28 protein-coding genes are annotated in these 25189 nt (G+C 64.1%); 11 read left to right on the top strand and 17 right to left on the bottom strand.

What is annotated here, in order from left to right; genetic code table 11:
* Positions 1–78 precede the first annotated feature (78 nt).
* The gene (locus tag IFT75_RS17470; RefSeq protein ID WP_192055885.1) at positions 79–933 is read left to right on the top strand and encodes a sulfurtransferase; all 855 of its coding nucleotides are present in this window, start codon (positions 79–81) and stop codon (positions 931–933) included.
* On the opposite strand, the gene IFT75_RS17465 is transcribed toward IFT75_RS17470, so the two are convergent.
* From IFT75_RS17465 to IFT75_RS17450, 4 genes are read right to left on the bottom strand one after another with little or no spacing between them, the layout of a single operon-like run.
* Positions 896–1927, bottom strand: coding sequence for a hydrolase (locus IFT75_RS17465; protein ID WP_192055883.1), 1032 nt, complete (start codon positions 1925–1927; stop codon positions 896–898). The two genes, IFT75_RS17470 and IFT75_RS17465, sit on opposite strands and share 38 nt — an antisense overlap.
* Before the next feature lie 24 nt (positions 1928–1951).
* Complete coding sequence (gene rsmD / locus IFT75_RS17460) at positions 1952–2539, bottom strand: 16S rRNA (guanine(966)-N(2))-methyltransferase RsmD (protein WP_192055881.1); 588 nt, start codon at positions 2537–2539, stop codon at positions 1952–1954.
* Positions 2539–4014, bottom strand: coding sequence for a M16 family metallopeptidase (locus IFT75_RS17455; protein ID WP_192055879.1), 1476 nt, complete (start codon positions 4012–4014; stop codon positions 2539–2541). Before IFT75_RS17455 ends, rsmD begins: the two co-directional genes overlap by 1 nt.
* On the bottom strand, positions 4007–5362 hold the full coding sequence (locus IFT75_RS17450) for a M16 family metallopeptidase (RefSeq protein ID WP_192055877.1): 1356 nt from the start codon (positions 5360–5362) through the stop codon (positions 4007–4009). Before IFT75_RS17450 ends, IFT75_RS17455 begins: the two co-directional genes overlap by 8 nt.
* Before the next feature lie 232 nt (positions 5363–5594).
* Between IFT75_RS17450 and ftsY the strand changes: the two genes are divergently transcribed.
* The 4 genes from ftsY (at position 5595) to rpoH (ending at position 9781) form a co-directional block, all read left to right on the top strand.
* The gene (gene ftsY, locus IFT75_RS17445; RefSeq protein WP_192055876.1) at positions 5595–7076 is read left to right on the top strand and encodes a signal recognition particle-docking protein FtsY; all 1482 of its coding nucleotides are present in this window, start codon (positions 5595–5597) and stop codon (positions 7074–7076) included.
* Complete coding sequence (gene ftsE / locus IFT75_RS17440) at positions 7073–7744, top strand: cell division ATP-binding protein FtsE (protein ID WP_122480520.1); 672 nt, start codon at positions 7073–7075, stop codon at positions 7742–7744. Before ftsY ends, ftsE begins: the two co-directional genes overlap by 4 nt.
* Entirely contained in the window at positions 7741–8772 is a 1032-nt protein-coding gene (ftsX, locus tag IFT75_RS17435; RefSeq protein WP_122714503.1) for a permease-like cell division protein FtsX, read from the top strand. Before ftsE ends, ftsX begins: the two co-directional genes overlap by 4 nt.
* Before the next feature lie 154 nt (positions 8773–8926).
* Positions 8927–9781, top strand: coding sequence for an RNA polymerase sigma factor RpoH (gene rpoH, locus IFT75_RS17430; RefSeq protein WP_043191535.1), 855 nt, complete (start codon positions 8927–8929; stop codon positions 9779–9781).
* A 104-nt stretch (positions 9782–9885) separates the two neighbouring features.
* Here rpoH and mtgA read toward each other — a convergent pair whose 3' ends face one another.
* Positions 9886–10608: a monofunctional biosynthetic peptidoglycan transglycosylase gene (mtgA, locus tag IFT75_RS17425; protein ID WP_192055939.1), complete on the bottom strand. Its 723-nt coding sequence runs from the start codon at positions 10606–10608 to the stop codon at positions 9886–9888.
* A 79-nt stretch (positions 10609–10687) separates the two neighbouring features.
* Between mtgA and IFT75_RS17420 the strand changes: the two genes are divergently transcribed.
* The 4 genes from IFT75_RS17420 to trmB all read left to right on the top strand — a co-directional run bounded on the left by IFT75_RS17420 (position 10688) and on the right by trmB (position 12926).
* Positions 10688–11059: a DUF423 domain-containing protein gene (locus IFT75_RS17420; protein ID WP_122480518.1), complete on the top strand. Its 372-nt coding sequence runs from the start codon at positions 10688–10690 to the stop codon at positions 11057–11059.
* A 70-nt stretch (positions 11060–11129) separates the two neighbouring features.
* A complete protein-coding gene (thiS, locus tag IFT75_RS17415) occupies positions 11130–11345 on the top strand; it encodes a sulfur carrier protein ThiS (RefSeq protein WP_342030363.1) in 216 nt (71 codons plus the stop codon).
* Positions 11346–11399: 54 nt separating this feature from the next.
* Positions 11400–12194: a thiazole synthase gene (locus IFT75_RS17410; protein WP_122480517.1), complete on the top strand. Its 795-nt coding sequence runs from the start codon at positions 11400–11402 to the stop codon at positions 12192–12194.
* A 9-nt stretch (positions 12195–12203) separates the two neighbouring features.
* The gene (trmB, locus tag IFT75_RS17405) at positions 12204–12926 is read left to right on the top strand and encodes a tRNA (guanosine(46)-N7)-methyltransferase TrmB (RefSeq protein WP_122480516.1); all 723 of its coding nucleotides are present in this window, start codon (positions 12204–12206) and stop codon (positions 12924–12926) included.
* 119 nt (positions 12927–13045) lie between these two features.
* On the opposite strand, the gene IFT75_RS17400 is transcribed toward trmB, so the two are convergent.
* The 8 genes from IFT75_RS17400 to IFT75_RS17365 all read right to left on the bottom strand — a co-directional run bounded on the left by IFT75_RS17400 (position 13046) and on the right by IFT75_RS17365 (position 19364).
* Complete coding sequence (locus tag IFT75_RS17400; protein ID WP_122480515.1) at positions 13046–13369, bottom strand: DUF3392 domain-containing protein; 324 nt, start codon at positions 13367–13369, stop codon at positions 13046–13048.
* Between the two features lie 11 nt (positions 13370–13380).
* Positions 13381–14568, bottom strand: coding sequence for a radical SAM family heme chaperone HemW (hemW, locus tag IFT75_RS17395; RefSeq protein ID WP_192055874.1), 1188 nt, complete (start codon positions 14566–14568; stop codon positions 13381–13383).
* Positions 14565–15161, bottom strand: a complete 597-nt coding sequence (gene rdgB, locus IFT75_RS17390) for an RdgB/HAM1 family non-canonical purine NTP pyrophosphatase (RefSeq protein ID WP_192055873.1) — start codon at positions 15159–15161, stop codon at positions 14565–14567. Before rdgB ends, hemW begins: the two co-directional genes overlap by 4 nt.
* Positions 15162–15273: 112 nt before the next feature.
* Entirely contained in the window at positions 15274–15894 is a 621-nt protein-coding gene (gene metW, locus IFT75_RS17385) for a methionine biosynthesis protein MetW (RefSeq protein ID WP_043191520.1), read from the bottom strand.
* 7 nt (positions 15895–15901) lie between these two features.
* The gene (metX, locus tag IFT75_RS17380) at positions 15902–17041 is read right to left on the bottom strand and encodes a homoserine O-succinyltransferase MetX (RefSeq protein ID WP_122480513.1); all 1140 of its coding nucleotides are present in this window, start codon (positions 17039–17041) and stop codon (positions 15902–15904) included.
* Positions 17042–17193: 152 nt separating this feature from the next.
* Positions 17194–17784: a YggT family protein gene (locus IFT75_RS17375; protein ID WP_122480512.1), complete on the bottom strand. Its 591-nt coding sequence runs from the start codon at positions 17782–17784 to the stop codon at positions 17194–17196.
* 21 nt (positions 17785–17805) lie between these two features.
* Positions 17806–18627 carry a pyrroline-5-carboxylate reductase gene (gene proC / locus IFT75_RS17370; RefSeq protein WP_192055871.1) on the bottom strand — a complete coding sequence of 274 codons (822 nt, stop codon included), beginning with the start codon at positions 18625–18627 and terminating at the stop codon, positions 17806–17808.
* Positions 18624–19364 carry a YggS family pyridoxal phosphate-dependent enzyme gene (locus tag IFT75_RS17365; protein WP_192055870.1) on the bottom strand — a complete coding sequence of 247 codons (741 nt, stop codon included), beginning with the start codon at positions 19362–19364 and terminating at the stop codon, positions 18624–18626. The genes proC and IFT75_RS17365 overlap by 4 nt, the downstream gene beginning before the upstream one ends.
* Positions 19365–19430: 66 nt before the next feature.
* Here IFT75_RS17365 and IFT75_RS17360 point away from each other — a divergent pair, with 66 nt between their 5' ends.
* Entirely contained in the window at positions 19431–20465 is a 1035-nt protein-coding gene (locus IFT75_RS17360; protein WP_192055868.1) for a type IV pilus twitching motility protein PilT, read from the top strand.
* A 226-nt stretch (positions 20466–20691) separates the two neighbouring features.
* Here the strand turns inward: IFT75_RS17360 and IFT75_RS17355 are convergent, their stop codons facing one another.
* Positions 20692–21327 (bottom strand): C40 family peptidase, encoded by a 636-nt coding sequence (locus tag IFT75_RS17355; RefSeq protein WP_192055867.1) that lies wholly within the window; start codon positions 21325–21327, stop codon positions 20692–20694.
* Between the two features lie 249 nt (positions 21328–21576).
* Here IFT75_RS17355 and IFT75_RS17350 point away from each other — a divergent pair, with 249 nt between their 5' ends.
* On the top strand, positions 21577–21984 hold the full coding sequence (locus IFT75_RS17350) for an NINE protein (protein WP_122480507.1): 408 nt from the start codon (positions 21577–21579) through the stop codon (positions 21982–21984).
* 211 nt (positions 21985–22195) lie between these two features.
* On the opposite strand, the gene IFT75_RS17345 is transcribed toward IFT75_RS17350, so the two are convergent.
* From IFT75_RS17345 to pyrR, 3 genes are read right to left on the bottom strand one after another with little or no spacing between them, the layout of a single operon-like run.
* Positions 22196–23467 carry a dihydroorotase gene (locus IFT75_RS17345; protein ID WP_192055865.1) on the bottom strand — a complete coding sequence of 424 codons (1272 nt, stop codon included), beginning with the start codon at positions 23465–23467 and terminating at the stop codon, positions 22196–22198.
* Complete coding sequence (locus IFT75_RS17340; RefSeq protein WP_122480505.1) at positions 23464–24468, bottom strand: aspartate carbamoyltransferase catalytic subunit; 1005 nt, start codon at positions 24466–24468, stop codon at positions 23464–23466. Before IFT75_RS17340 ends, IFT75_RS17345 begins: the two co-directional genes overlap by 4 nt.
* An 11-nt stretch (positions 24469–24479) precedes the next feature.
* Positions 24480–24998 carry a bifunctional pyr operon transcriptional regulator/uracil phosphoribosyltransferase PyrR gene (gene pyrR, locus IFT75_RS17335; protein WP_185794912.1) on the bottom strand — a complete coding sequence of 173 codons (519 nt, stop codon included), beginning with the start codon at positions 24996–24998 and terminating at the stop codon, positions 24480–24482.
* Positions 24999–25189: the final 191 nt, after the last annotated feature.

Genomic DNA, 25189 nt, shown 5'->3' with positions numbered 1-25189 from the left:
GATTCATGCCGCGATCGATCTTGCCCGAGCTTTTCCAGCTGCGCGCAGGTCCATCATTCATCCCCGCCGGAGTCCTTCATGCCCCTCGCGCAACTGATCAGCCCGCAAGCGCTCGCCGAACATATCGATTCCCCCGGATGGGTCCTGCTCGACTGCCGCTACAGCCTGGAAGACGCCGATTACGGCCAGCGCAGCTATGCCGAGGGCCACATCGCCGGTGCCTGTTTCGCCGACCTGGGCCGTGACCTCAGCGCCCCGGCGGTCAGGGGCGTCACCGGGCGTCATCCGCTGCCCGAGCCTGGACAGTTGCAGGAACGGCTGCAGCGTTGGGGCATCGGTGCAGACAGTCGGGTGGTTCTCTACGATGACGGGCCGGGTGCCTATGCGGCACGTGCGTGGTGGCTGCTGACCTGGCTGGGCAAGCGCGACGGCGTGTTCCTTCTCGACGGCGGGCTGGCGGCATGGCACGCCGCCGGACTGCCTTTGAGTCTGGATGCAGCGTCCACCGAGCCAGGCGATTTCATTGCAGCGCCCGACGACGAGCGTGTGGTCGATGCGACCCAGCTGCAGGCGCGCCTGCAAGCGCCCGGGTTGACTTTGCTGGACGCACGCGCATTGCCCAGGTTTCTGGGCGAGGTCGAACCCATCGACCCTGTGGCGGGGCATATTCCCGGCGCACAGTGCGCAGCCTTTACCGAGAACCTGGGGCCCGATGGGCGCTTTCTCCCTGTGCAACAGTTACGTGAGCGGTTCGATGCTCAACTCAAGGGCCGTCCTGTGGAAGAGGCCGTGGCCTACTGCGGCTCGGGCGTCACCGCCTGCCACAACCTGTTCGCCATGGCCTTGGCGGGCTACCCGTTGGCGACGCTGTATCCAGGCTCCTGGAGCGACTGGATCACCGACCCGCAGCGGCCCGTGCAGAAGGGGCCATGAACTCGATCCACTGGTTCAGCCATTGCGGTATGCGCCGTTCCAGGTAATAGCCGGGGTTGCGCAGGCTGCCATCCACGAAGCCGACGTGCCCGCCCCGCGCATGCAGTTCGAACTCGATGCAGGGCGACATTTCCTCGGCGGTGGGCAGGCTGTGGGGAAACACGAACGGATCGTCCTTGGCCTGGATGATCAGCGTGGGTTTGGCGACGCCGCTCAGGTAGTAGCGACTCGACGAGCGGCGATAGTAGTCCTGGGCATCCTTGAAACCGTGCAGCGGAGCCGTGACCTGCCCGTCGAAATCCCAGAAGGTCCTGATGCCCTGCAGCGAGCCCAGCGCTTCGAGCGCGGCCAGTCCCTCGTGCTGCCCCTCGTGCTGGAAGCGGCTGCGCTTGTCGGTCAGGTAGCCGAGCATGGCGCGCATGAAATGCGCCTGGTACACCCTGGAAAACCCCTGGGTCATGCGGTCGGCACACTGGTCCAGGCGAAACGGCACCGATACCGCCACCGCGGCCTGCAATGGGCTGTTCGCTCCGCTTTCACCCAGGTGCTTGAGCAGGATGTTGCCACCCAGTGAATAACCGACGGCGTAAAGCGGCGCCAGGGGTCGTTGCCTGCCCAGGTGGTCGAGTACGTGCAGCAAGTCTTCGCTGGCGCCGGAATGGTAGCTGCGCGCCAACAGGTTGGGCTCGCCGGAGCAGCCGCGCCAGTTGACGGCCACGCTTGCGCAACCGTGCAGCCCCAACTGCCGTTGGAGGCCGGCGACGTAGGGCGAGTTGGATGATCCGGTCAGGCCGTGCAATACCAGCACCAGTGGCGCATGGGGTGCGTGTGGGCCGTGCCAGTCGAGGTCGACGAAGTCGCCGTCCTCCAGCCACAGGCGTTCGCGCTCGCGCGCCAGTGCCGGTTGCTTGCGCCACAAAGGGCCCCACAGCGTCTGTAGATGCGGGTTGCCCAGCCCAAGGGCCGGGCGGAAGCTGGGGTGTGTTGCGTTCAACGTGGCTGCCTTGGCAAGCCTGTGTCAGCCACGCTGCCACAGGGAGTAGTAAACCTGTCCGGCTTTCTTCTCGCGGTGCAGGCGCCATGTTGCCGGCATCTGCAGCGCAGAGGGCGGTGCCTCGCTCTCCGTGTAGATCCAGGCCCGCGCGGCCAGCCAGCCTTTGTCTTCAAGCAGTGTGCAGGTGGCTGGCAGCAGGTTCTGGTGGAAAGGGGGGTCGAGGAACACCAGGTCGAATGCGCTTGGGGTCTGGGTTTCCAGGTACTTGAGCGCATCGCTTTGCAGCAGTTGGCCGACGGCACACCCGAGCAGGTCGAGATTGTGCCGAAGGCTGGAAATGGCACTGGCATTGGCATCCAGTGCCAGTGCCATGCTGGCGCCGCGCGACAGCGCTTCGAGGTACAGCGCGCCGCTGCCGGTGAAGGCATCCAGCACCTTGGCACCTTCGATGTGCGCTGCCAGCCAGTTGAACAGTGTTTCACGCACCCGATCCGGGGTAGGGCGCAGACCGGGCGCTTCCGGGAAGCTCAATTTGCGGCTGCGCCACTGGCCGCCAATGATGCGCAGGTGGCCTTGGCCACCATGGGGTTGCTTGGTTTTGACGCTGGCCATCAGTGCTCCGGTACGCCGAGCGGTTGCTCATTGGGTGTGTCCGTAGGGGCCGGCAACGGTTGCTGCGCAACCTTGGGGCCAGCCGTGACGATCACCAGTTTATCGGCATCCAGATGTTTGTTCATCGCAGCTTTCACCTGCTCCACGGTCAGCGCCTGGGATTGCTGCAGGAAGTCTTCCATCCAGGTCAGCGGCATGTCGTAGAAACCGGTGGCGCCCAGTTGCGCGACGATGCTCGCGTTGCTGGCATTGGACAGCGGGAAGCTGCCGGCTTGTTCGCGTTTGGCGTTGTCCAATTCTTCCTGGGTGGGGCCGGTCTTGAGGTAATCGCGCAGGATGTCCTGCACCAGCTTCAAGGTGCCGTCGCCGAGCTCGGCACGGGTCTGCAGGTTGATCAGAAACGGACCGCGCACCTGCATCGGCGTGAAGCCTGAGTACACCCCATAGGTCAGCCCGCGTTTTTCCCGGACCTCGCTCATCAGGCGGGTACCGAAGGAACCGCCGCCCAGGATCTGGTTGCCCATGGACAGCGCTGCGAAATCCGGGTCCTTGCGGTCGATGCCCAGCTGCGCAATGAACATCTGCGTCTGCTTGGACGGGAAGTCGATATGGGTCACACCGGCTGCGGGCGCAACTGGTTGCGCCGGCTTGGCCAGCGCAGGGCCCTTGGGCAGGGCGCTGGATACCTGTGCGGCGATCTGCTCGGCTTCGCCGCGCGACAGGTCGCCGACGATGGCGATCACCGCGTTGCCTGCAGCATAGGCACGTTGATGGAAGGCCCGCAGCTGCTCGATGCTAAGGCGCGGCAGGCTCTTGGCGTCGCCCTCGCTGGGGTGCGCATACGGATGGCTGCCATACAGCTGCGTGAACAGCTCGTTGCTGGCCAGCTTGGCAGGGTTCTGCTTCTGGAATTCGAAGCTGGCGAGCAGTTGGTTCTTGATGCGTACCAGGGCGTCTGCCGGGAAGGTAGGTTTGCCGACGACCTCGGCGAACAGCTTGAGGGCAGGGGTGCGCTTGTCGGTATCGCTGAGGCTGCGTAACGACGCGACGGCCATGTCGCGATAGGCACCGTTGGAAAAGTCCGCGCCCAGGCCTTCGAAGCCTTGGGCGATGGCGCTGACGTCCTTGCCGGCCACGCCTTCGTTGAGCATGGCATTGGTCAGCACGGCGATGCCGGGATGGTTCTGATCCTGACTGCTGCCGGCGGCGAAGGTAAGCCGCAGGTCGAACATCGGCAGCTCATGGGCCTCGACGAACAGGACCTTGGCGCCTTCGGCGGTTTTCCAGCTTTGAATGTCGAGGCGGCGATGGCTGGGTGCGGTGTTGCCCAGCTCGCTCACCGATTGCAGGCCGCGCGCGGGTTGGCCAGCGCCGGTGGCGTCCGCAGCCTGGACGGCGAAAGTGGCCAGGCAGCCGACTAGCACCAGAAGGGTCGAGCCAGCCAGGAGGCGACGGGGGGTGGTGGGCTCACTCATGAGCGGCTTCCTCTGGCAGAACGTGGGCGATACTCAAGCGATCGCGGGTGAAATAGGTGCGTGCGGCGCTCTGGATGTCCTGCGGCGTCACGCTCTTGAGGTCTTCGAGTTCGCTGTCCATGAGTTTCCACGACAGCCCCACGGTTTCGAGCATGCCGATGGTGGTGGCCTGGCTGCTGATGGAGTCGCGGCTGTAGACCAGGTCGGCGATGACCTGAGCGCGCACGCGCTCCAGCTCGTCGGCCGAGGGCGGCGTGGTCTTGAGCTCGTCGAGCAGTTTCCAGAGGCCTTTCTCGACATCGGCGAGGGTTTTTTTCTTCTGCGCATTGGGCGTCGCGGAAATGAAGAACAGACTGTCGCCGCGGGTGAAGGCATCGTACCGGGCGCCGCCGCTGGAGATCAGTTCCTCGCCGCGTTCGAGGCGTGTGGCCATGCGCGCGCTGTAGCCGCCGTCGAGCAGTGCGGAAATCAGCCGCAGGGCCTGGACGTCGCGCGGCTTGTCGGCAGTGGCCAGGGCTGGGACGTTGAAGCCGTACAGCAGGCTCGGCAGTTGAGTGCGGACATGCAATGTGGCCAGGCGCTGGCCGGGGTTGGCCAGTTCCAGCGGGATCTTCGCCGGTGGGGTGGGGCGTCGGGCGATGTTGCCGAAGAAACGTTGGGCCAGGGCCTTGACCTCGTCTGGCTTGACGTCGCCTACCACCACCAGGGTGGCGTTGTTGGGCACGTACCAGGCCTGGTACCAATGGCGCAGCTCTTCGACCTTCATGCGTTCCAGGTCGGCCATCCAGCCGATGGTGGGCGTGTGGTAGCCACTGGCCGGGAAGGCCATGGCCTTGAAGATCTCGTACGCCTTGGCGCTGGGCTTGTCGTCCGTGCGCAGGCGGCGTTCTTCCTTGATGACTTCGATTTCCCGAGCGAATTCTTCGGCGGGCAGGCTGAGGCTGGCCATGCGGTCGGCTTCGAGGTCGAACGCCACGGCCAGGCGGTCCTTGGCCAGCACTTCGTAATAGGCGGTGTAGTCGTCGCTGGTGAAGGCGTTCTCTTCGGCGCCGAGGTCGCGCAGGATGCGCGAGCCTTCGCCGGGGCCCAGTTTGTCGGTGCCCTTGAACATCATGTGTTCAAGGGCGTGGGACAGGCCGGTCTGGCCGGGGGTTTCGTAGCTGGAGCCGACCTTGTACCAGATCTGGGAAACCACCACCGGGGCGCGGTGATCCTCGCGCACGACGACCTTCAGGCCGTTGTCCAGGGTGAATTCGTGCGTGGGCTGTGTATCGGCGGCAAAAGCCGCCAAAGGCAGGCTGAGCGTGCAGAGCAGCAGGCCTGCGGCGCGGCGGGCGAGGACATTCATGGGATTCAGAACCTTGAGAGCTGCCCGCGTGGCCTTAGCGTCTACGGGCGAGGAGGTGCTAGGATACTGATCCGGTTCGCTGGGGGCCATGCCTGGAAGGCATGAACCTGCCCGGGCAACTCGACAAAATGTTGCGCGTGAACGAGCCGGCGTAAAAGCAGTCTGTGTTGCGTCTTCGAATTTTTTCCGACTCGCCGCCTGGCGCGTCGCTACCTTGAGATAGCCGTCTTCCATGTTTGGTTCCAACGACGACAAAAAGACCCCGGCCCCGGCCGGTGAAAAGAAAGGCCTGTTCGGATGGCTGCGCAAGAAGCCGCAGACACCTGTCGCCGAACAGCCGCCAACCCCTGCCGCCCAGGATCTGCCTGCAGCAGCCGACGCCGCTGCCGAGGCGATCCCGCAGGCTTCCGTGGAAGCTGCAGTGGCGCTCGCACCGGAGCCGGTTCTGGCGCCGCAGGCCGAGCCCGCTGCCGCACCGGTCGAGCAGCCTGCCCCGCACGGCCTGGTACTCCCGGTTCCCGAGGAGCCCGTGGCGCTGGTCGAGGACGATGCCCCGCAAACGCCGCCGGTCATCGCTCCGCGGCCGGAAGCGCCGGCCCCGGTGGCCGTCGAGCCTGCTCATGTTCCTTTTTCTCCACCAGCGCCACCAGCGCCGGCAGCGCCCAGCGCGCCAGCCCCGGTACCTGCGCCACCGCTGCCCGCACCCGTGGCAACCGTCGCTGCGCCCCGTGTCGAAGCGCCGACGCCTGCGGTTGCTGCCGCGCAACCTCCAGGGCAGACCAAGACCGGCTTCTTCGCCCGCCTCAAGCAGGGCCTGGCCAAGACCAGCGCCAGCCTTGGCGAAGGCATGGCCAGCCTGTTTCTGGGCAACAAGATCATTGACGACGACCTGCTCGAAGAGCTGGAAACCCGCCTGCTGACCGCCGATGTCGGCGTCGAGGCCACGTCGGTGATCATCCAGAGCCTGACCCGCAGGGTGGCACGCAAGGAACTGACCGATGCCGCCGCCTTGTACAAGGCTTTGCAAAGCGAGCTGACCGCCCTGCTGCGGCCGGTCGAGCAGCCGCTGGTGATCAAGGCCGAGCACCAGCCGTTCGTGATTCTGGTGGTGGGCGTCAACGGCGCCGGCAAGACCACCACCATCGGCAAGCTGGCCAAGAAGCTGCAGCTCGAAGGCAAAAAGGTCATGCTGGCGGCGGGTGACACGTTCCGTGCCGCAGCCGTCGAGCAGTTGCAGGTATGGGGCGAGCGCAACAATATCCCGGTCATTGCCCAGCACACCGGTGCCGATTCCGCCTCGGTGATCTTCGACGCCGTGCAAGCCGCCAAGTCGCGCGGTATCGATGTGTTGATCGCCGACACCGCAGGTCGTCTGCACACCAAGGACAACCTGATGGAAGAGCTGAAGAAGGTCCGTCGGGTGATGGGTAAGCTCGACGAGCAGGCGCCGCACGAAGTGCTGCTGGTGCTCGATGCCGGTACCGGGCAGAACGCGATCAACCAGGCCAAGCAGTTCAACCAGACCGTGGCCCTGACCGGCCTGGCCCTGACCAAGCTCGACGGCACCGCCAAAGGTGGCGTGATCTTCGCGCTGGCCAAGCAGTTCGGCCTGCCCATTCGCTACATCGGCGTGGGCGAGGGCATCGACGACCTGCGTACCTTCGAGGCAGAACCCTTCGTCCAGGCCTTGTTCGCCGAGCGGGAGCCTTCATGATTCGATTCGAACAGGTTGCCAAGCGTTACCCCAACGGCCATGTCGGTCTGCATGAACTGAGCTTCCGGGTGCGGCGTGGCGAATTCCTGTTCGTTACCGGTCATTCCGGCGCGGGCAAAAGTACCTTGCTGCGCCTGCTGCTGGCGATGGAACGGCCCACCAGCGGCAAGCTGCTGCTGGCCGGCCAGGACCTGGGGCAGATCACCAATGCGCAGATCCCGTTCCTGCGCCGCCAGATCGGCGTGGTGTTCCAGAATCACCAACTGCTGTTCGACCGTACGGTGTTCAACAACATCGCTTTGCCGCTGCAGATTCTCGGCTTGAGCAAGCCGGAAATCGCCAAGAAGGTCGATTCGGCGCTCGAGCGCGTGGCATTGGCGGACAAGGCCGACCTGTACCCCGGCGACTTGTCGACGGGCCAGCAACAGCGCGTGGGCATTGCCCGGGCCATCGTCCATCAGCCAGCCTTGCTGCTCGCCGATGAACCCACCGGCAACCTCGACCCGCGTCTGGCGGCCGAGATCATGGGGGTCTTCGAAGACATCAACCGGCTAGGCACCAGCGTGCTGATTGCCAGCCACGATCTGGCGCTGATCGCGCGCATGCGCCACCGCATGCTGACGCTGCAGCGCGGGCGCCTGATCGGTGACGGAGAGGCAGGACAATGAGTGCGACACGCAGTCCCAAGGTCGCGGACCGGGTAGCGCCCAAAGGCGGCGAGCCCACACCGCAGAAGCCGAAGAAACGCCAGCGTGACGAAGACGACGGGCCGCCGTTCAGCAGCTTGCTGCGCGCCTGGGTCGAAAGCCATCGCGCCAGTTGGGTCGACAGCCTGCGCCGTCTGGGCAAGCAGCCGATCGGCAGCTTCTTTACCTGCCTGGTCATGGCCGTGGCCTTGAGCTTGCCCATGGGCCTGTCCCTGCTGCTCAAGAACGTCGAGCGGCTGGGCGGTTCGTGGCAGCGCGCGGCGCAAATTTCGCTGTACCTGGAACTCGATGCCGGCGAGCGCGAGGGCCAGGCCCTGGTGACGCAGATCAAGGGGCTGTCGGGCGTGGCGCAGGCCGAGTTCATCAGTCGCGAGCAGGCGCTGGGCGAGTTTCAGCAGCAGTCCGGGCTGGGCGAGGCGCTCAAGGAGCTGCCCGAGAACCCACTGCCCGGTGTAGTGGTGGTCACCCCGCTGGAAATCGACAAGGCCGCCCTGGAAACCTTGCGCCAGCAACTCGCCGAACTGCCCAAGGTGCAGCAGGCGCAGCTGGACCTGGTATGGGTGGAGCGCCTGGCGGCGATTCTCAAGTTGGGCGACCGGTTCGTGTTCGGCCTGACCCTGCTGCTGGTGTCGGCGTTGCTGCTGGTGATCGGCAACACCATTCGTCTGCACATCGAGAACCGGCGCATCGAAATCGAGGTCATCAAACTGGTAGGGGGCACGGACAGCTACGTGCGTCGACCTTTCCTGTACATGGGGGCGCTGTACGGCTTCGGTGCAGGCATTTTTGCCTGGGGCATCCTGGCCTTCGGCCTGGATTGGCTCAACGATGCGGTCACCGGGCTTTCCGGCCTGTACGGCAGCGACTTCGCCCTGGGTGGAGTTCCCGTCGCCGACGGCTTGTCACTCTTGCTAGGCGCGGTATTGTTAGGGTATATCGGTGCGTGGATTGCGGTCTGGCGGCACCTGCGCGAACTGGCGCCGCGTTAGCCTGCAACAGATATGTGTGCTGTGTGAACGTGTATTCAAGTTAACTTTATTGTCATTGACCGTTAAAGCGTCATAGGGAACTTGTCCACTGGTTTCCGGTCAATTTTTCGCAGTGCCCACGGGCACGAGTCATGTGAGTCGGAGGTTTTTTCGTATGACCACTTCTTTGCAACCTGCTTATGCGCTGGTGCCGGGTGCGAACCTGGAAGCCTATGTGCACACGGTGAACAGCATTCCCTTGCTGACACCCGAGCAGGAGCGTGAACTGGCCGAGAGTCTCTACTATGAGCAGGATCTTGGAGCGGCTCGGCAGATGGTGCTCGCTCACCTGCGTTTCGTCGTGCATATCGCGCGCAGCTATTCGGGCTACGGCCTGGCTCAAGCCGACCTTATCCAGGAAGGCAACGTCGGCCTGATGAAGGCCGTGAAGCGTTTCAACCCGGAAATGGGTGTGCGCCTGGTGTCGTTCGCCGTGCACTGGATCAAGGCTGAAATCCACGAGTTCATTCTGCGCAACTGGCGCATCGTCAAGGTGGCGACCACCAAGGCGCAGCGCAAGCTGTTCTTCAATCTGCGCAGCCAGAAGAAGCGTCTGGCCTGGCTGAACAACGAGGAAGTGCACCGCGTGGCCGAAAGCCTCGGTGTGGAGCCGCGTGAAGTCCGCGAGATGGAAAGCCGTCTGACCGGCCATGACATGGCCTTCGATCCGGCTGCCGAAGCAGACGACGACAGTGCGTTCCAGTCCCCGGCGAACTATCTGGAAGACCATCGCTACGACCCGGCGCGCCAACTCGAAGACGCCGACTGGAGCGACAACTCCAACACCAACCTGCACGAAGCCCTGCAGGTGCTGGACGATCGCAGCCGTGACATCCTCTACCAGCGCTGGCTGGCCGAGGAAAAGGCGACGCTGCACGAGTTGGCCGAGAAGTACAACGTGTCGGCCGAGCGCATTCGTCAGTTGGAAAAGAGTGCGATGAACAAGCTGAAGGTTTCGATCGCGGCTTGATGTGATGTGTCGAATTGAAAAGCCCCGACTGGTTCGGGGCTTTTTGTTGCCTGGCAGGAAGTCTTTGCTGGAGAGGGCTTGCCGCACTCTCACACAGACGTGGCCTAATCCGCCCAGGGCGCCGGTCGCGGCATGTTGAGGCGCAGAAGATAGTCATGCCCGCCCAGTTGGCCCATTTGCTGGCGGATCCAGCCCGCGCGGCGAGCCACGTAAGGGCTGGGCCGGCTGGCGCTCCAGTTGCGCGGGTTGGGCAGCACGGCGGCCAGCAGGCTGGCCTGCTGGCGGGACAGTTGAGCCGCGCCCACGCCAAAATGGTGCCGCGCGGCCGCTTCGGCGCCGAACACGCCGTCGTCCCATTCCGCGCTGTTGAGGTACACCTCGAGGATGCGCTGCTTGGACCAGAACATCTCGATCAGGCCGGTGAACCAGGCCTCCAGGCCTTTGCGCAACCAGCTGCGGCCCGACCATAGAAATACGTTCTTCGCCACCTGCTGGCTCAGAGTGCTGGCACCGCGCAGCGAGCCACCTTCTTCGTTGTGCGCAAACGCTGCACGGATGGCGGCGATGTCGAAGCCCCAATGCTCGGAGAAACGTTGATCTTCGCCGGCGATCACCGCCACCTTGAGATCGTCGGCAATGTTCGCCCAGGGTCGCCAATCGCGTTGCAGGTCGATCGGCTGGCCGTCGATCAGGGATTCGATCTTGCGTTCGGCCATCAGCATGGTGCCCGGCGGTGGAATGAAGCGAAAGATCACCACCACGGCCACGCTTGCGGCGACGAACCAGAGCAGGGTCTTGCACAGACGGCGGAAGAAGGATTGCAGCATGAAGGGCTTGGCCTGGCCGAGTGAGCGGGCCATTATACAGACCCTGCGGTGCAACACGGCTTTATGAGGACACACCTGGATGCTGCGTACGTTCATGATGCTGGCTGCGTTCTTCGGCTTTACCGGTGTGGCGCTCGGCGCCTTCGCCGCCCACGGTTTGAAGAACCGCCTGAGCGCCGAGTACCTGGCCATTTTCCAGACAGGCGTCAGCTACCAACTTATCCACACATTGGCGTTGTTCGGGGTCGCGCTGCTCAGCGTCCATGTGCCAGGGCGCCTGGTGGGCTGGGCGGGCGCGCTGTTCTGTCTGGGTATCGTGTTGTTCTCGGGCAGCCTGTATCTGTTGACCCTGACCGGCGTCAGCAAGCTGGGTATCGTGACCCCGTTCGGCGGCCTGGCCTTGCTCGCCGGTTGGCTGTGCCTGGGTATGGTCGCCTGGCGCCTGGGCTGATCGCGCGGGTGGTCGGCTTGGCCTTGGGAATCCTCGGCGATCGGGCTAGAATGGCGACCCCCAAAAAATGATGGCTGCCGACCGCATGCGCATTCAATTGAACGGCGACCCTTTCGAACTTCCCGACGGCGAAACCGTTGCCGGGCTGCTGGTCCGTCTCGAGCTGGTCGGCCGCCGCGTGGCCGTCGAGCTGAACCAGGACATCGTCCCGCGCAGCCAGCACGGTGACACCGTACTGGGCGAGGGCGACCAGATCGAAGTGGTTCACGCCATCGGCGGCGGCTGATCGAGTCGCCGGCACCTTCCACGTTCGTATCTTTACCTCAGCAGAGGAATTCCGATGAGCAATGCTCGCATTGACAAGCCATTCACCTTGGCCGGTCGCACCTTCGAGTCGCGCCTTCTGGTCGGCACCGGCAAGTACCGCGACCTCGAGCAGACGCGCCTGGCCATCGAAGCCTCGGGCGCCCAGATCGTCACGGTCGCCGTGCGCCGTACCAATATCGGCCAGAACCCCGGCGAGCCGAACCTGCTCGACGTGCTGCCGCCGGATCGCTACACCATTCTGCCCAACACCGCCGGTTGCTACGACGCCGTGGAGGCGGTGCGCACCTGTCGCCTGGCCCGCGAGCTGCTCGATGGCCACAACCTGGTCAAGCTGGAAGTGCTGGCCGACCAGAAGACCCTGTTTCCCAACGTGATCGAAACCCTCAAGGCCGCCGAAGTGCTGGTCAAGGACGGTTTCGACGTGATGGTCTACACCAGCGATGACCCGATCATCGCTCGCCAGTTGGCCGAGATCGGCTGCATCGCAGTCATGCCGCTGGCTGGCTTGATCGGCACTGGCCTGGGTATCTGCAACCCGTACAACCTGCAGATCATCCTGGAAGAAGCCAAGGTCCCGGTACTGGTCGATGCCGGCGTGGGTACCGCGTCCGACGCCACCATAGCCATGGAACTGGGCTGTGAAGCGGTGCTGATGAACTCGGCCATCGCCCACGCGCAGGATCCGATCATGATGGGCGCGGCCATGAAGCACGCCATCATTGCCGGGCGCATGGCCTATCTGGCCGGGCGCATGCCGAAAAAACTCTATGCCAGCGCCTCTTCGCCGCTGGATGGCCTGATCAAGTAAGAGCCCCCGATGACTGACTCGCAAGAAACGCCAACGTCCAACGAAGGCGAACCGCGCCAGCACCGCGCTATCAAGAGCTTCGTGATGCGCGCCGGACGCATGACCGAAGGTCAGCAGCGTGGCCTGGACCAGGGCAAGCCGCTGTTCGTGCTGCCACTGACCGATGAACCGGCCGACTTTGACCAGGTGTTCGGCCGCACTGCGCCGCGCACCCTGGAGATCGGCTTCGGCATGGGCCACTCGCTGCTCGAGATGGCAGCGGCCTCGCCGGAGCTGGATTTCATCGGTGTTGAAGTACACCGGCCTGGCGTTGGCGCGCTGCTCAACGGCGTCCTGACCCAGGGCCTGAAAAACCTGCGGGTCTACGACTGCGATGCCATCGAAGTGCTCAAGCAGTGCGTTGCCGACAACAGCCTGGATCGCCTGCTGCTGTTTTTTCCGGACCCCTGGCACAAGGCGCGCCACCACAAGCGGCGCATCGTCCAGCCGGCGTTCGCCGAACTGGTTCGCAGCAAGCTGAAAGTCGGTGGTGTGCTGCACATGGCGACCGATTGGGAACCCTATGCCGAGTACATGCTGGAAGTCATGAACGTTGCGCCCGGTTACCGCAACCAGGCGGCCGATGGCGGTTGCGTACCGCGTCCGGCCGAGCGGCCGGTGACCAAGTTCGAACGCCGCGGCGAGCGGCTGGGGCATGGGGTGTGGGATCTGAAGTTCGAGAAGGTCGATTAAAGCCTTGTAGGGTCAGTGGCGGCCTCTTCGCGGGCAGAGCCCACTCCCACAGAAAAAAATGTGGGAGCGGGGCGGGCGGCGAGCCCTCTGCCCGCGAAGAGGCCCGCATGGCTGGCACATCACTTGCGATCAGCGACGATCCCCAGCAATACCAACACCACCAACAGCACCGGCGCCAGGCTGTAGTTGTTGAACTGGCTCAACCCCTTCAGCACCCAAGGCGTGGCATAGATCAAGGCCGCGCCACTGCCGATCACGCACATCAAAGCGATCAGGGGCACTCGCAGCATGCCCGAGAGCGAGCCCAGGCGGCCCTCGGCCCACGCCTTCACATCGGCGCCGAACAGCACCAGCACACAGCCCACCAAGGCCAGGGAGATCTCCGAAAGGTTGCCTCGGCCCCAGCGGGACACGGTGGCGAGCAGGTCGAGCACGAAATCCATCAGGACAATCCTTATACCAGGAAGTATTGCAGCAGGTCGTTGAGGAACAACTGCCCGCGGGCAGTGGCGACCAGACGCGTCGGTTCGACCTGTAAAAGGCCCTTTTGTTCGGCGTTGGCGCGTGCCGTCGCCAGTGACTGCAGGGACAGGCCGGTGCGTTGCGCGAACAGCCCGGCGTCGACGCCCTGGGTGAGGCGCAGCGCGTTCATCAGGAACTCGAAGGGCAACTCGTCTGCGGCCAAGGCCTTCTCGCCGGCCTTGAATGGTTTGGCGGGGTTCAGGTAATCCTTGGGCAGGCGGGTTTTCCAGGTACGCACGATGCGTCCATCAGGGTGGCTCAGCTTGCCGTGGGCACCGGCGCCGATGCCGATGAAGTCGCCGAAGCTCCAGTAGTTGAGGTTGTGCCGCGCTGCCTTGCCTGGCCTGGCATAGGCCGACACTTCGTACTGGCCGAAGCCATGCTCGGCCAGCAGGGCCTGACCGGCTTCCTGGATGTCCCAGAGAATATCGTCCTCGGGCAGCACGGGTGGCTGGTTCCAGAACACCGTGTTGGGTTCCAGGGTCAGCTGGTACCAGGACAGGTGCGTGGGCGCCAAGGCAATGGCCTGGCGCAGATCGTCCAGTGCCTCTTCCAGGGACTGATCGGGCAGGCCGTGCATCAGGTCCAGGTTGAAGTTGTCGAAACCGGCGCGGCGCGCCATTTCGGCAGCGCGCAAGGCTTCGTCACCGGTGTGGATGCGGCCCAGCGCCTCGAGCTTCTGCGGCTGGAAGCTCTGGATGCCGATGGACAGGCGGTTGATCCCCAGCTTGCGATAGGCGACGAACTTGTCCTGTTCGAAGGTACCGGGGTTGGCCTCCAGGGTGATCTCGATGTCGGGCGCGAAGGCGATGCGTTGCTCGACGCCGGCCAGCAGTCTGCCCAGGGCGGCCGCGCTGAACAGGCTGGGCGTACCGCCGCCGAAGAAGATCGAACTCAGCGGGCGTCCGTAGACCGCGGGCAAGTCCTGGTCTAGGTCGGCCAGCAGGGCGTCGACGTATTCTTCTTCAGGCAGAACCGGGCTGGCGGTGTGGGAATTGAAGTCGCAGTACGGGCATTTGCGCACGCACCAGGGGATGTGGATGTACAGCGCCAGGGGCGGCAATTGCGCCAGCGCCTGGTCGGGACGCGGTGCCGGCGGATAAAGCAGTTGGTCGTTCATGCAAGGCTCAGGCGTTGGCGCAGCAAGGCCATGGCACGGGCGCGGTGGCTCAGTTGGTTCTTTTGCGTAGGGTCGAGTTCGGCGCTTGAACAGTTGCGCTCGGGCACCCAGAACAACGGGTCGTAGCCGAATCCGTGGGCACCGCTGGCGGCATGCAGGATGCGGCCGTGCCAGAGCCCTTCGCAGAGGATCGGCAGCGGGTCGTCGGCGTGCCGCACCAGGGCCAGCACGCAGACGAACTGCGCACCACGCTCCTCGTCGGGTACGCCCTGCAAGGCGTCGAGCAGCTTGGCATTGTTGGCGGCATCGCCCTGGCCATCGGCATAGCGCGCCGAATAGATGCCCGGGGCACCGCCGAGGAAGTCCACGGCCAGGCCGGAATCGTCCGCCAGTGCCGGCAGGCCGGACAGGCGCGCAGCGTTGCGTGCCTTGAGAATGGCGTTCTCGACGAACGACAGCCCGGTTTCCTTGGGCTCGACCTGGCTGAATTCGCCGACCGAACGAAGTTGCACCGCACCGCCGAGCATGGCCTGAAGTTCCTTGAGCTTGCCGGCGTTATGGCTGGCGAGGACGAGTTGGGTGAAATTGATCATGGTTGTGAATGGGTTCCGGAGGGTTCAAAGAGCCAGTTCATGCAGTCTGTCTGATGTATCCAGTCGTCAGCTTCGCGGGCAGAGCCCGCTCCCACAGACCGCGAAAAGCCGTCTACACCGCCACCCGATGCTCCTGCAGCCCGGGGCTGCTGACCCGGTAGATGCCGATCTCGCCCAGAAGGTTGGGCCAGATCTTGCTCGCCCACCCGTGGCGGTGCTGTTGATCCACCGCCAGGCGGTTGAGCACCTGCGCGCGACGCTCGCTGCACAGGGCCTCGAAGTCGGCAAAGGTGCAGAAGTGGATGTTCGGCGTGTTGTACCAGGTATAGGGCAGGAACTCGGACACCGGCATGTGGCCCTTGCTGGCCAGGTACCAACGGCAGCGCCAGTGGCCAAAATTGGGGAAGGTGATGATGCACTGGCGGCCGACCCGCAGCATTTCGTCAAGAATGCGGTCAGGGTATTCCACGGCCTGCAGCGCCTGGGTCATGACCACGATGTCGAAGCTGTTGCTGGCGAAATTGCCCAGGCCTTTGTCCAGGTCCTGTTCGATGACGTTGATGCCCTTGCGCACGCATTCGGTGATGTTGTCCGCATCGATTTCCAGGCCGTAGCCGGTGACCTGCTTGTGGTCGCGCAGCCAGGCGAGCAACTCCCCATTGCCACAGCCCAGGTCGAGCACGCGGCTGCCGGCAGGGATCCAGTCCTGGATGATTTCTAGGTCAGCTCTCATGGATGCCTCACAGTGCAATGCGGTTCATGTAGCTGCTGAACGCCTGCAGATACCGTGGAATGGGGATCAGGAAAGCGTCATGCCCCTGTGGCGCGTCGATTTCCAGGTAGCAGACGTCTTTCTTCGCGGCCATCAAGGCGTCGACCAACTCGCGCGAGCGCGCTGGCGAAAAACGCCAGTCGGTGGTGAACGACATCACGCAGAACTTGGCCTGCACATGGGCGAACGTGGCGGCCAGATCATCGTCGTGAGCTGCGGCGGGGTCGAAGTAGTCCAGCGCCTTGGTCATCAGCAGGTAGGTATTGGCGTCGAAGCGACCGGAGAATTCCTCGCCCTGATAACGCAGGTAGCTTTCCACCTGGAATTCCACGCTGTGGAAATCGTAGTTGAGCTTTTCGCTCTTCAGGCCACGGCCGAATTTCTCGCCCATCGAATCATCCGACAGGTACGTGATGTGCCCGACCATTCGCGCCAGCATCAGGCCGCGTTTGGGTATCACCCCGCGGGCCTGGAAATCACCGCCATGGAACTCGGGGTCGGACAGGATGGCCTGGCGCGCCACCTCGTTGAAGGCGATGTTCTGTGCGCTGAGCTTGGGCGCCGAAGCGATTGCCAGGCAGTGACGAACGCGCTCGGGGTAGGTGATGGTCCACTGCAAGGCCTGCATGCCGCCCAGGCTGCCTCCAACCACCGCCGCCCACTGGGTAATTCCCAGGGCGTCTGCCAGGCAGGCCTGGCTGTGAACCCAGTCTTCGACGGTCAATACCGGGAAATCGGCGCCGAACGGTTTGCCGGTGTCGGGATCGATGCTGCTGGGCCCGGTGGAACCGTTGCAGCCGCCCAGATTGTTCAGGCTGACCACGAAGAAGCGGTTGGTATCGATGGGCTTGCCGGGACCGATGCAGCTGTCCCACCAACCCGGCTTGCGGTCGTCGGCGGAGTGGTAGCCGGCGGCGTGGTGATGGCCCGACAGCGCGTGGCAGATCAGCACCGCGTTGCTGGCACTGGCGTTGAGCTGGCCGTAGGTCTCGTAGATCAGGTCGTAGGCGGGCAGCGAGCGTCCGCAGGCCAGGGCCAGGGGTTCGCTGAAGTGGGCAATTTGTGGAACGACCAGACCGACGCAATCATCGGGAAAGACAGTGGACATCGACCCTGCTCACGCTTGAATGAGGCGTAAGTCTAAAGAGCGCGGGGCACAGGGGCAAGCAGCGCTTGGCGGGGTTGGAGGCACGCAGGCAGGGAGCGTTTGCCGCGTGCGTGAAAGCCCATCGGGACCTTCACGCAGGCGGCATGCGGCGGTCAGATCAGCAGGCGCAGGATCTGCGGCATGCCGGTACTCATGGCCAGGTTGTTGATGACCAGCATGTCCAGCAGCTTGAGTACCATGAAGGCTAGGATTGGCGAGATGTCCAGGCCACCCAGGTTGGGCAGGATGCGCCGGAACGGCGCCAGAGCCGGCTCGCAGATCTGGTTGACCAGCTCGGCACCCGGGTTGTGGCTCTGCGGCGCGACCCAGGAAAGGATCACGCTGATGATCATGGCGAAGAAGAAGATCTTCAGGAACAGCGCGGTCACCCCGATGATCGACCACACCAGCAACTGCAAGGGGTTGCCGGTGGTGCCGTAGGCGAGCAGCAAGGTCAGCGCCATGATGATCATCTGGATGACGATGGCCAGCAGCAGCGAGGACATGTCCAGCCCGAACAGGCTGGGGATGATCCGCCGCACCGGCTTTAGCAGCGGCTGCGTGGCGCGCACGATGAACTGGCACAGCGGATTGTAGAAGTCGGCACGCACCAGCTGCAGCACGAAGCGCAGCAGCATGATCAACAGATACAGGCTGCCCAGGGTTTGCACGACATAGATCGCCGCGGTATTGAGACCGTACATGAAAGCTCCTTGATGACCTGGTTATTGACCCAGCTGTTCGGCCAGCTCGGCCGAACGCCGAGCGGCGGCGTTCAGGGCGTTCTGCACCAGGGTTTCGAACCCTTCGGACTGGAATGACTTGATGGCCGCTTCGGTGGTACCGGCGGGTGAGGTGACGCGACGACGCAGTTCGGCAGCGTCGACGTCGCTGGCCACGGCCATGTGCGCGGCGCCCAGGGCGGTCTGCAGGGTCAGCCGGGCAGCCGTCTCGTGCGGCAGCCCGAGTTTTTCCCCGGCGGCGGTCATGGCTTCTATCAACAGAAAGAAGTAGGCCGGGCCGCTGCCGGACACGGCGGTGACCGCATCCAGCTGCTGTTCTTCATCCAGCCAAAGGGCCAGGCCGACCGCGCCCAGCAAGTCTTCGGCCTGCTGGCGTTGTTCGGCATTGACGTCGGCGGTGGCGTACAGGCCGCTGGTGCCCTGGCGCAAAAGCGCGGGGGTGTTGGGCATGCAGCGCACGATCGGCTGTTGCTCGCCGAGCCACGCCTGCAGGCTCGCGCAGTTGATGCCCGCGGCGATCGAGACCACCAGTTGACCGGGTGCCAGGCTCGGTGCCAGCGATTGGCACACGTCCTTCATGCCTTGCGGCTTCACGGCCAGCACCACCACGTCGACCCCCTCGATGGCCTCGGCGTTGTCGGCGAACACCTTGATGCCATGTTCGGCCGCTACCTTGTCACGCTGTTCGGCGCCGCGGTCGCTGGCGCGGATGTGGCTGGCTTCGACACCCTGCGCGCGCAGGCCGCCGATCAGGCTGGCGGCCATGTTGCCGGCGCCGATGAAGGCAATACGAGTGTTGCTCATGAAGGATCCTTGCTCAGAGGTGAGGAGGCCACAGCGGTGTGCGCCGGGGAGGTGTCTTGGCCGTAGTTGCGCGCGCCGAACAGCGCCGTGCCGATGCGCACCCACGTGGCGCCCTGGGCGATGGCTGCCTCCAGATCGTGGCTCATGCCCATGGACAAGGTGTCCAGCGGCATTGGCAGATCGTGCTGCAGCGCATGCACGCGGGCAAAGGCAGCGTTCTGCAGGGCGATGTCATCGGTGGGCTCCGGTATGGCCATGAGGCCACGCAGGCGCAGGTTGGGCAGCGCGGCGATGGCGCTGGCCAGGGTGTCTACGTCGTCGGGATCGCAGCCGGACTTGCTGGCCTCGCCGCTGACATTGACCTGGATGCAGATGTTCAGGGGGCCAAGCGCGGCCGGGCGTTGTTCGCTGAGCCGTTGGGCGATCTTGAGGCGGTCCACGGAATGTACCCAGTCGAAGTGTTCGGCGATTGCGCGCGTCTTGTTCGACTGAATGGGGCCGATGAAGTGCCAGATCAAGGGCAGGTCGGCGAGTTCCAGCTGTTTGCCCAGGGCTTCCTGCAGATAGTTTTCGCCGAAGTCATGGATGCCGGCGGCGAATGCCTCGCGCATGGCGGCGGCAGGCTTGGTCTTGCTGACCGCGAGCAGGCCGACTTGGCCGGGCTCGCGTTGCGCCTGTCGGACAGCGGCTGCGATTCGGGCACTCACTTGCGAAATGTTGTCTGCTATCGTGGACATTGAATTCGTGCCGGCGGGTTTCAGGTCTGCGGCATTCTACCTGCTTGTCTGTATTTGGGGAGTCTCATGGACATTACCGAGCTGTTGGCCTTCAGTGCGAAACAAGGCGCATCCGACCTGCACCTGTCCGCAGGCCTGCCGCCGATGATTCGGGTGGATGGCGACGTGCGCCGTATCAACCTGCCGGCGCTGGACGACAAACAGGTCCAGGCGCTGATCTACGACATCATGAACGACAAGCAGCGCAAGGACTTCGAGGAGTTTCTGGAAACCGACTTTTCTTTCGAAGTGCCCGGTGTGGCGCGCTTTCGGGTCAACGCGTTCAACCAGAACCGCGGTGCCGGTGCAGTGTTTCGGACCATTCCGTCCAAGGTGCTGAGCATGGACGACCTGGGCATGGGAGATGTGTTTCGCAAGATTACCGAAGTGCCGCGCGGGCTGGTGCTGGTCACCGGGCCGACCGGGTCGGGCAAGTCGACTACCCTGGCGGCGATGATCGATTACCTCAACAGCAACAAGCACCATCACATCCTGACCGTGGAAGATCCGATCGAATTCGTCCACGAGTCGAAGAAGTGCCTGGTCAACCAGCGTGAAGTGCACCGCGACACCCTGGGGTTCTCCCACGCCTTGCGCTCGGCGTTGCGTGAGGACCCGGACGTGATCCTGGTGGGCGAAATGCGCGACCTGGAAACCATTCGGCTGGCGTTGACGGCGGCCGAGACCGGGCACCTGGTGTTCGGCACGCTGCACACCACGTCTGCGGCGAAGACCATCGACCGGGTGGTCGACGTGTTTCCGGCGGAGGAAAAGTCGATGGTGCGCTCGATGCTGTCCGAATCGCTGCAGGCAGTGATTTCCCAGACCTTGCTGAAGAAGATTGGCGGCGGGCGGGTGGCTGCGCACGAGATCATGATCGGCACCCCGGCGATTCGTAACCTCATCCGTGAAGACAAGGTCGCGCAGATGTACTCGTCGATCCAGACAGGTGGGTCGCTGGGCATGCAGACCTTGGACATGTGCCTGAAGAACCTGCTCGCCCAGGGCATCATCAGCCGCGACTCGGCCCGCGAAAAGGCCAAGTCCCCGGACAGCTTCTGATCGGTGCATATCCCGCTGCACCGTGGCGTACGTTTCGCGGCCACTGGCCGCTCCTACAGAGAATGGCAGTCATCCGTAGGAGCGGCCAGTGGCCGCGAAGGGCGCGCCGCGGTCGGGCTGATGCCCTGCGGTGAATGGGTTGCGGCCGATGACCGCTCCTACAGACAGTTGCGCTCATCCGTAGGAGCGGTCCGTGGCCGCGAAGGGCGCACCGCGGAAAGAGGGATCAGCGCTGGACGATGCGCAGCGCGGGCTCTTTGGGCAGGACGCGCTTGGCGACAGCGTAGTGGGTGTTCCAGTACGGTTTCTTCAAGGTGTCGATGGTCACAGCCTTGCCACGACGCGGGGCATGGATGAAGCGGTCGTTGCCCAGGTAGATGGCGACGTGATTCACCTTGCGGCTCTTGATGTTGAAAAACACCAGGTCACCCGGCTTGAGGTCCTTGCGTTCAACCTTGACACCGTGGCCCGCAGCCATGGCGTTGGACGTACGCGGCAGATCAACGGCTTTCACGTCGTTGAAGGCATACTTGACCAGGCCACTGCAGTCGAAACCCTTGCTCGGGCTGCTGCCGCCCCAGCGATAGGGGGTGCCAAGCACGTTGACCGCACGGCTGAGCACATCGCTGCTCTGCTTGGACGAGGCGCTGCCGACCTTGACCGCGGTAACCTTGGCCAATGCCTGGTTGTTGCTGGCAGGGCGGGTCACGACGATGCGTGGGGCGCGTTGCGATTGTTCGGTAACGGACTGGGCGGTGTAGCCATTGAAGCCAGCGGGAAGTCGTTGCTCACGATTGGTGGCGTGGGCGGCCAGGGGCAATAATAGGCAGATGGTCAGCCATGTCTTGAAAAATGGACGCATTCGGCAGGGCTCATGTGGGTAGGCGCGCAACTTTATAACAGCTTTTTGTGTGGTTTTTAATCCGCTGGTCGAGGCACGCAGGTCGCAAATGGCACCAATCGGGCGCAGAATTGTCCTTTGTGCGGCACGCAACTCAGGTGCTGCAAGGGTTCAGCCGATGTCGGTCACAGAAATGCCATACGTCGGGACGGGGTAAAAAAGTCACAAATCCGTTCAAAAAATTTTTATATCAGAGGGCGCACATCAACAATGAACAGCTATCGGATCCACGATACCCACAGCAAAGTCATGGGCTACCTGTTGTGGATTTTGGGCTTTACCGGTGCTCATCGCTTCTACTACGGCAAGCCGGTGACCGGGACGATCTGGTTTTTCACCCTGGGGCTGTTCGGCATTGGCTGGCTCATCGACCTGTTCCTGATTCCGGCCATGGACCGGCACGCCGACATGCGCTTTCACAGCGGCCAGACCAACTACAACGTGGCCTGGGTACTGCTGACTTTTCTCGGTTTGTTCGGTGTGCACCGCATGTATATGGGCAAGTGGATCACCGGGGTGATCTACCTGCTGACTGGGGGGTTGTTCTTGGTGGGAGTGCTGTATGACTTCTGGACGCTGAATGATCAGGTGTCGATGAAGAACGCGCAGCGCGGGTAGGTCGTTCAGGCTGCAGCCCCTGCTGCGCTGTGTCAGGCAGACCGCAGCGAGGCCTTCGCGGCCGCTGACCGCTCCTACGGGGATGGTCGTTTGTGGGAGCGGGCTCTGCCCGCGAAGAAGTGGGTGCGGTGCATCAGGCAGACCACAGTGAGGCCTTCGCGGCCGCTGACCGCTCCTACAGGGATGGTGTCGTCTGTAGGAGCGGGGGGGATCAGCCAGTGAAGCTGATATGCCCATCCACCAAGGTGTAGCGCACGGCGCCCGGCAACGTGTGACCGAGGAACGGGCAGTTGGCGCCCTTGGACAGCCAGCGCTCGCCGGCAACCGTCGAGACGCCTTCATCGAACAGCACCAGATCTGCCGCTGCGCCCACCTGCAAGCGGCCTGCCGGCAAGCGCATGGCCTCGGCCGGGCCCTGGCCCAGGCGCGCGAGCAAGGTCGGCAGGTCGAGCAAGCCGTCCTGCACCAGGGTCAGGGCCAACGGCAATAGCAGCTCGACACTGCTGATACCCGGCTCGGTCGCACCGAACGGGGCCAGTTTGGCATCACGGTCGTGGGGCTGGTGATGGCTGGCAATGGACTGCACCACGCCCTTCTTCACCGCCGCACGCAAGCCTTCCCGATCCGCCGCCGAGCGCAGCGGCGGTTGCACGTGATACAGGCTGGAAAACCCGGTCAGCGCCTCGTCGGTCAGGATCAATTGGTACAGCGCCACGTCAGCCGTGACCGGCAAGCCGCGCGCCTGCGCCTGTTCGATCAGCTCCACGCCGCGGGCGGTGGTCAACTGACTGAAGTGCGCACGCACGCCGCTCTGCTCGACCAGCAGCAGGTCGCGCGCCAAGGCGACGGTTTCCGCGGTGGCGGGAATGCCCGCCAGGCCCAGAAAGGCCGCGGTCGGCCCGTCGTGGGCGAGCCCGCCCGCGGACAGGTCACGGTCCTGGGAATGGAAGATCACCGTCAGGTCGAACGTGGCGGCATATTCCAGCGCGCGGCACAGCGTGCGATTGTTGCCGAAACTGTTCAGGCCGTTGCCAAAGGCAATGCAGCCGGCATCGCGCAGGGCGATCAGCTCGGCCAGTTGCTCCCCTTCCAGACCCTTGCTCAAGGCGCCGATCGGGAACACCTTGGCATGGCCGGCTTCGCGGGCGCGATCCAGAATCAGTTCGGCCACCGCCGAGGTATCCAGAATCGGTTTGGTCAGCGGCGGGCAGCACAGGCTGGTAACGCCACCGGCCGCGGCGGCACGGGTTTCACTGGCGATGGTGCCCTTGCGGCTGTAGCCGGGCTCGCGCAGCGACACGCTGAGGTCGACCAGGCCGGGGGCGGCGACCAGGCCAGTTGCGTCCACGCGCTGGCTGGCGGTGAAATCGGCGGGTGCGTCGCCGATCGCCACGATCCGGCCCTGGCTGATGTGCAGGTCGGTGATCTGGTCCAGGCCGCTGGCCGGGTCGATTACCCGGGCGCCAAGAATACTGAGGCTCACTGGACGCTCTCCTGCTCGAATTGACGCTGGGCCGTCTGCCCGCTCATGGCCATCGACAACACCGCCATGCGGACTGCGATGCCGTAGGTGACCTGGTTGAGAATTACCGAATGGGGTCCGTCGGCGACGGCCGATTCGATCTCGACGCCACGGTTGATCGGCCCTGGGTGCATGACGATGGCGTCGGGCTTGGCACCGGCCAGGCGCGCAGTGGTCAAGCCGTAGAGGCGATAGAACTCGCCTTCGCTGGGCAGCAGGCCACCGGTCATGCGTTCACGCTGCAGGCGCAGCATGATCACCACATCGACATCCTTGAGGCCCTGCTCCAGGTCGGTAAACACCTTGACGCCATACTGCTCGACGCCGATGGGCAGCAGGGTCTTCGGGCCGATCACGCGGATGTCCGGGCAGCCCAGGGTCTTGAGGGCGATCATGTTCGAGCGCGCTACGCGCGAGTGCAGGATGTCGCCGACGATCGCTACCGACAGGTTCTCGAAGCCGCCTTTGTGCCGACGAATCGTGAGCATGTCGAGCATGCCCTGGGTCGGGTGGGCATGGCGGCCGTCGCCACCGTTGATGATGGCCACTTCCGGGCTGACGTGCTCGGCGATGAAGTGCGCGGCCCCGGAGTCGGCGTGGCGCACGACGAACATGTCGGCGGCCATCGCTTCGAGGTTGCGCAGGGTGTCGAACAGGGTTTCACCCTTGCTGGTCGAGGACGTCGACACGTTCAGGGTGATCACGTCGGCCGACAGGCGCTGGGCGGCGAGCTCGAAGGTGGTGCGCGTGCGCGTGGAGTTTTCGAAGAACACGTTGCACACGGTCTTGCCGCGCAGCAACGGGACTTTCTTGACCGCACGGGCGCCGACTTCAAGGAACGAATCAGCGGTATCGAGCACTTCGGTCAGTAGTTCGCGGGACAAGCCGTCGAGGGAAAGAAAATGGCGTAGCTGGCCCTGGTCATTGAGCTGCAGCGGGCGCTTGGCGTCGATAGGCGTCATGGCGGGGGCTCTTAAAGGCTGGAGGCGGAAACGAGGTCCTGGCGCTCGAGGGCGAGCGGGGACGGGCCGAGCAATTTTACCCGTTCATGGGCAGCCAGCGACAGGGTGGCACCGACGATGTCGGGGCGAATCGGCAGCTCGCCGGCGTCCAGGTCGAGCAGGCACACCAAGGTCACGCTGGCAGGGCGGCCGTAGTCGAACAGTTCATTGAGGGCGGCGCGGACGGTGCGGCCACTCATCAGCACGTCGTCGATCAGCACCAGATGCTGGCCCTCGATCTCGAAGGGCAGGGCCGAGGGGCGCACTTGCGGGTGCAGGCCATTCTGGCTGAAGTCGTCGCGGTAGAACGACACGTCCAGGGTGCCCAGCGCAGCCTTGCTGTCCATGGCTTGCAGCAACGCCTGAGCGACCCAGACACCGCCGCTGTGAATGCCGATGTAGCGCGGCTCGGCAATGGAGCGCTTGGCCAGATGGGCCTTGAGGTCGACAGCCATCGCGCCGATCAGCTCGGCCGGGTTGGGAAGGCTCATGTGTGCTCCTGTGGTTGAGATCGTCCGAAGAGAGGGGTGCAACGTGGCGCGGCTTGCACCGCACCTGTAGCAGCGGCGCAAGCCGCGTCGGCGGTCGTGCGGTGTATCTGGAAGAATGCGTCGAGGCCGGACGGGCGGTGTATCTGGAAAAATGCGTCGGGGCCGGACGCGGCTTGCGCCGCTGCTACAGG

This window comes from Pseudomonas sp. CFBP 8758 (genome assembly GCF_014841725.1).
Lineage (GTDB): Bacteria > Pseudomonadota > Gammaproteobacteria > Pseudomonadales > Pseudomonadaceae > Aquipseudomonas > Aquipseudomonas baltica.
The sequence above is the reverse complement of the archived record's forward strand: the minus strand, read 5'-3'. Positions and strand labels throughout refer to the sequence as shown.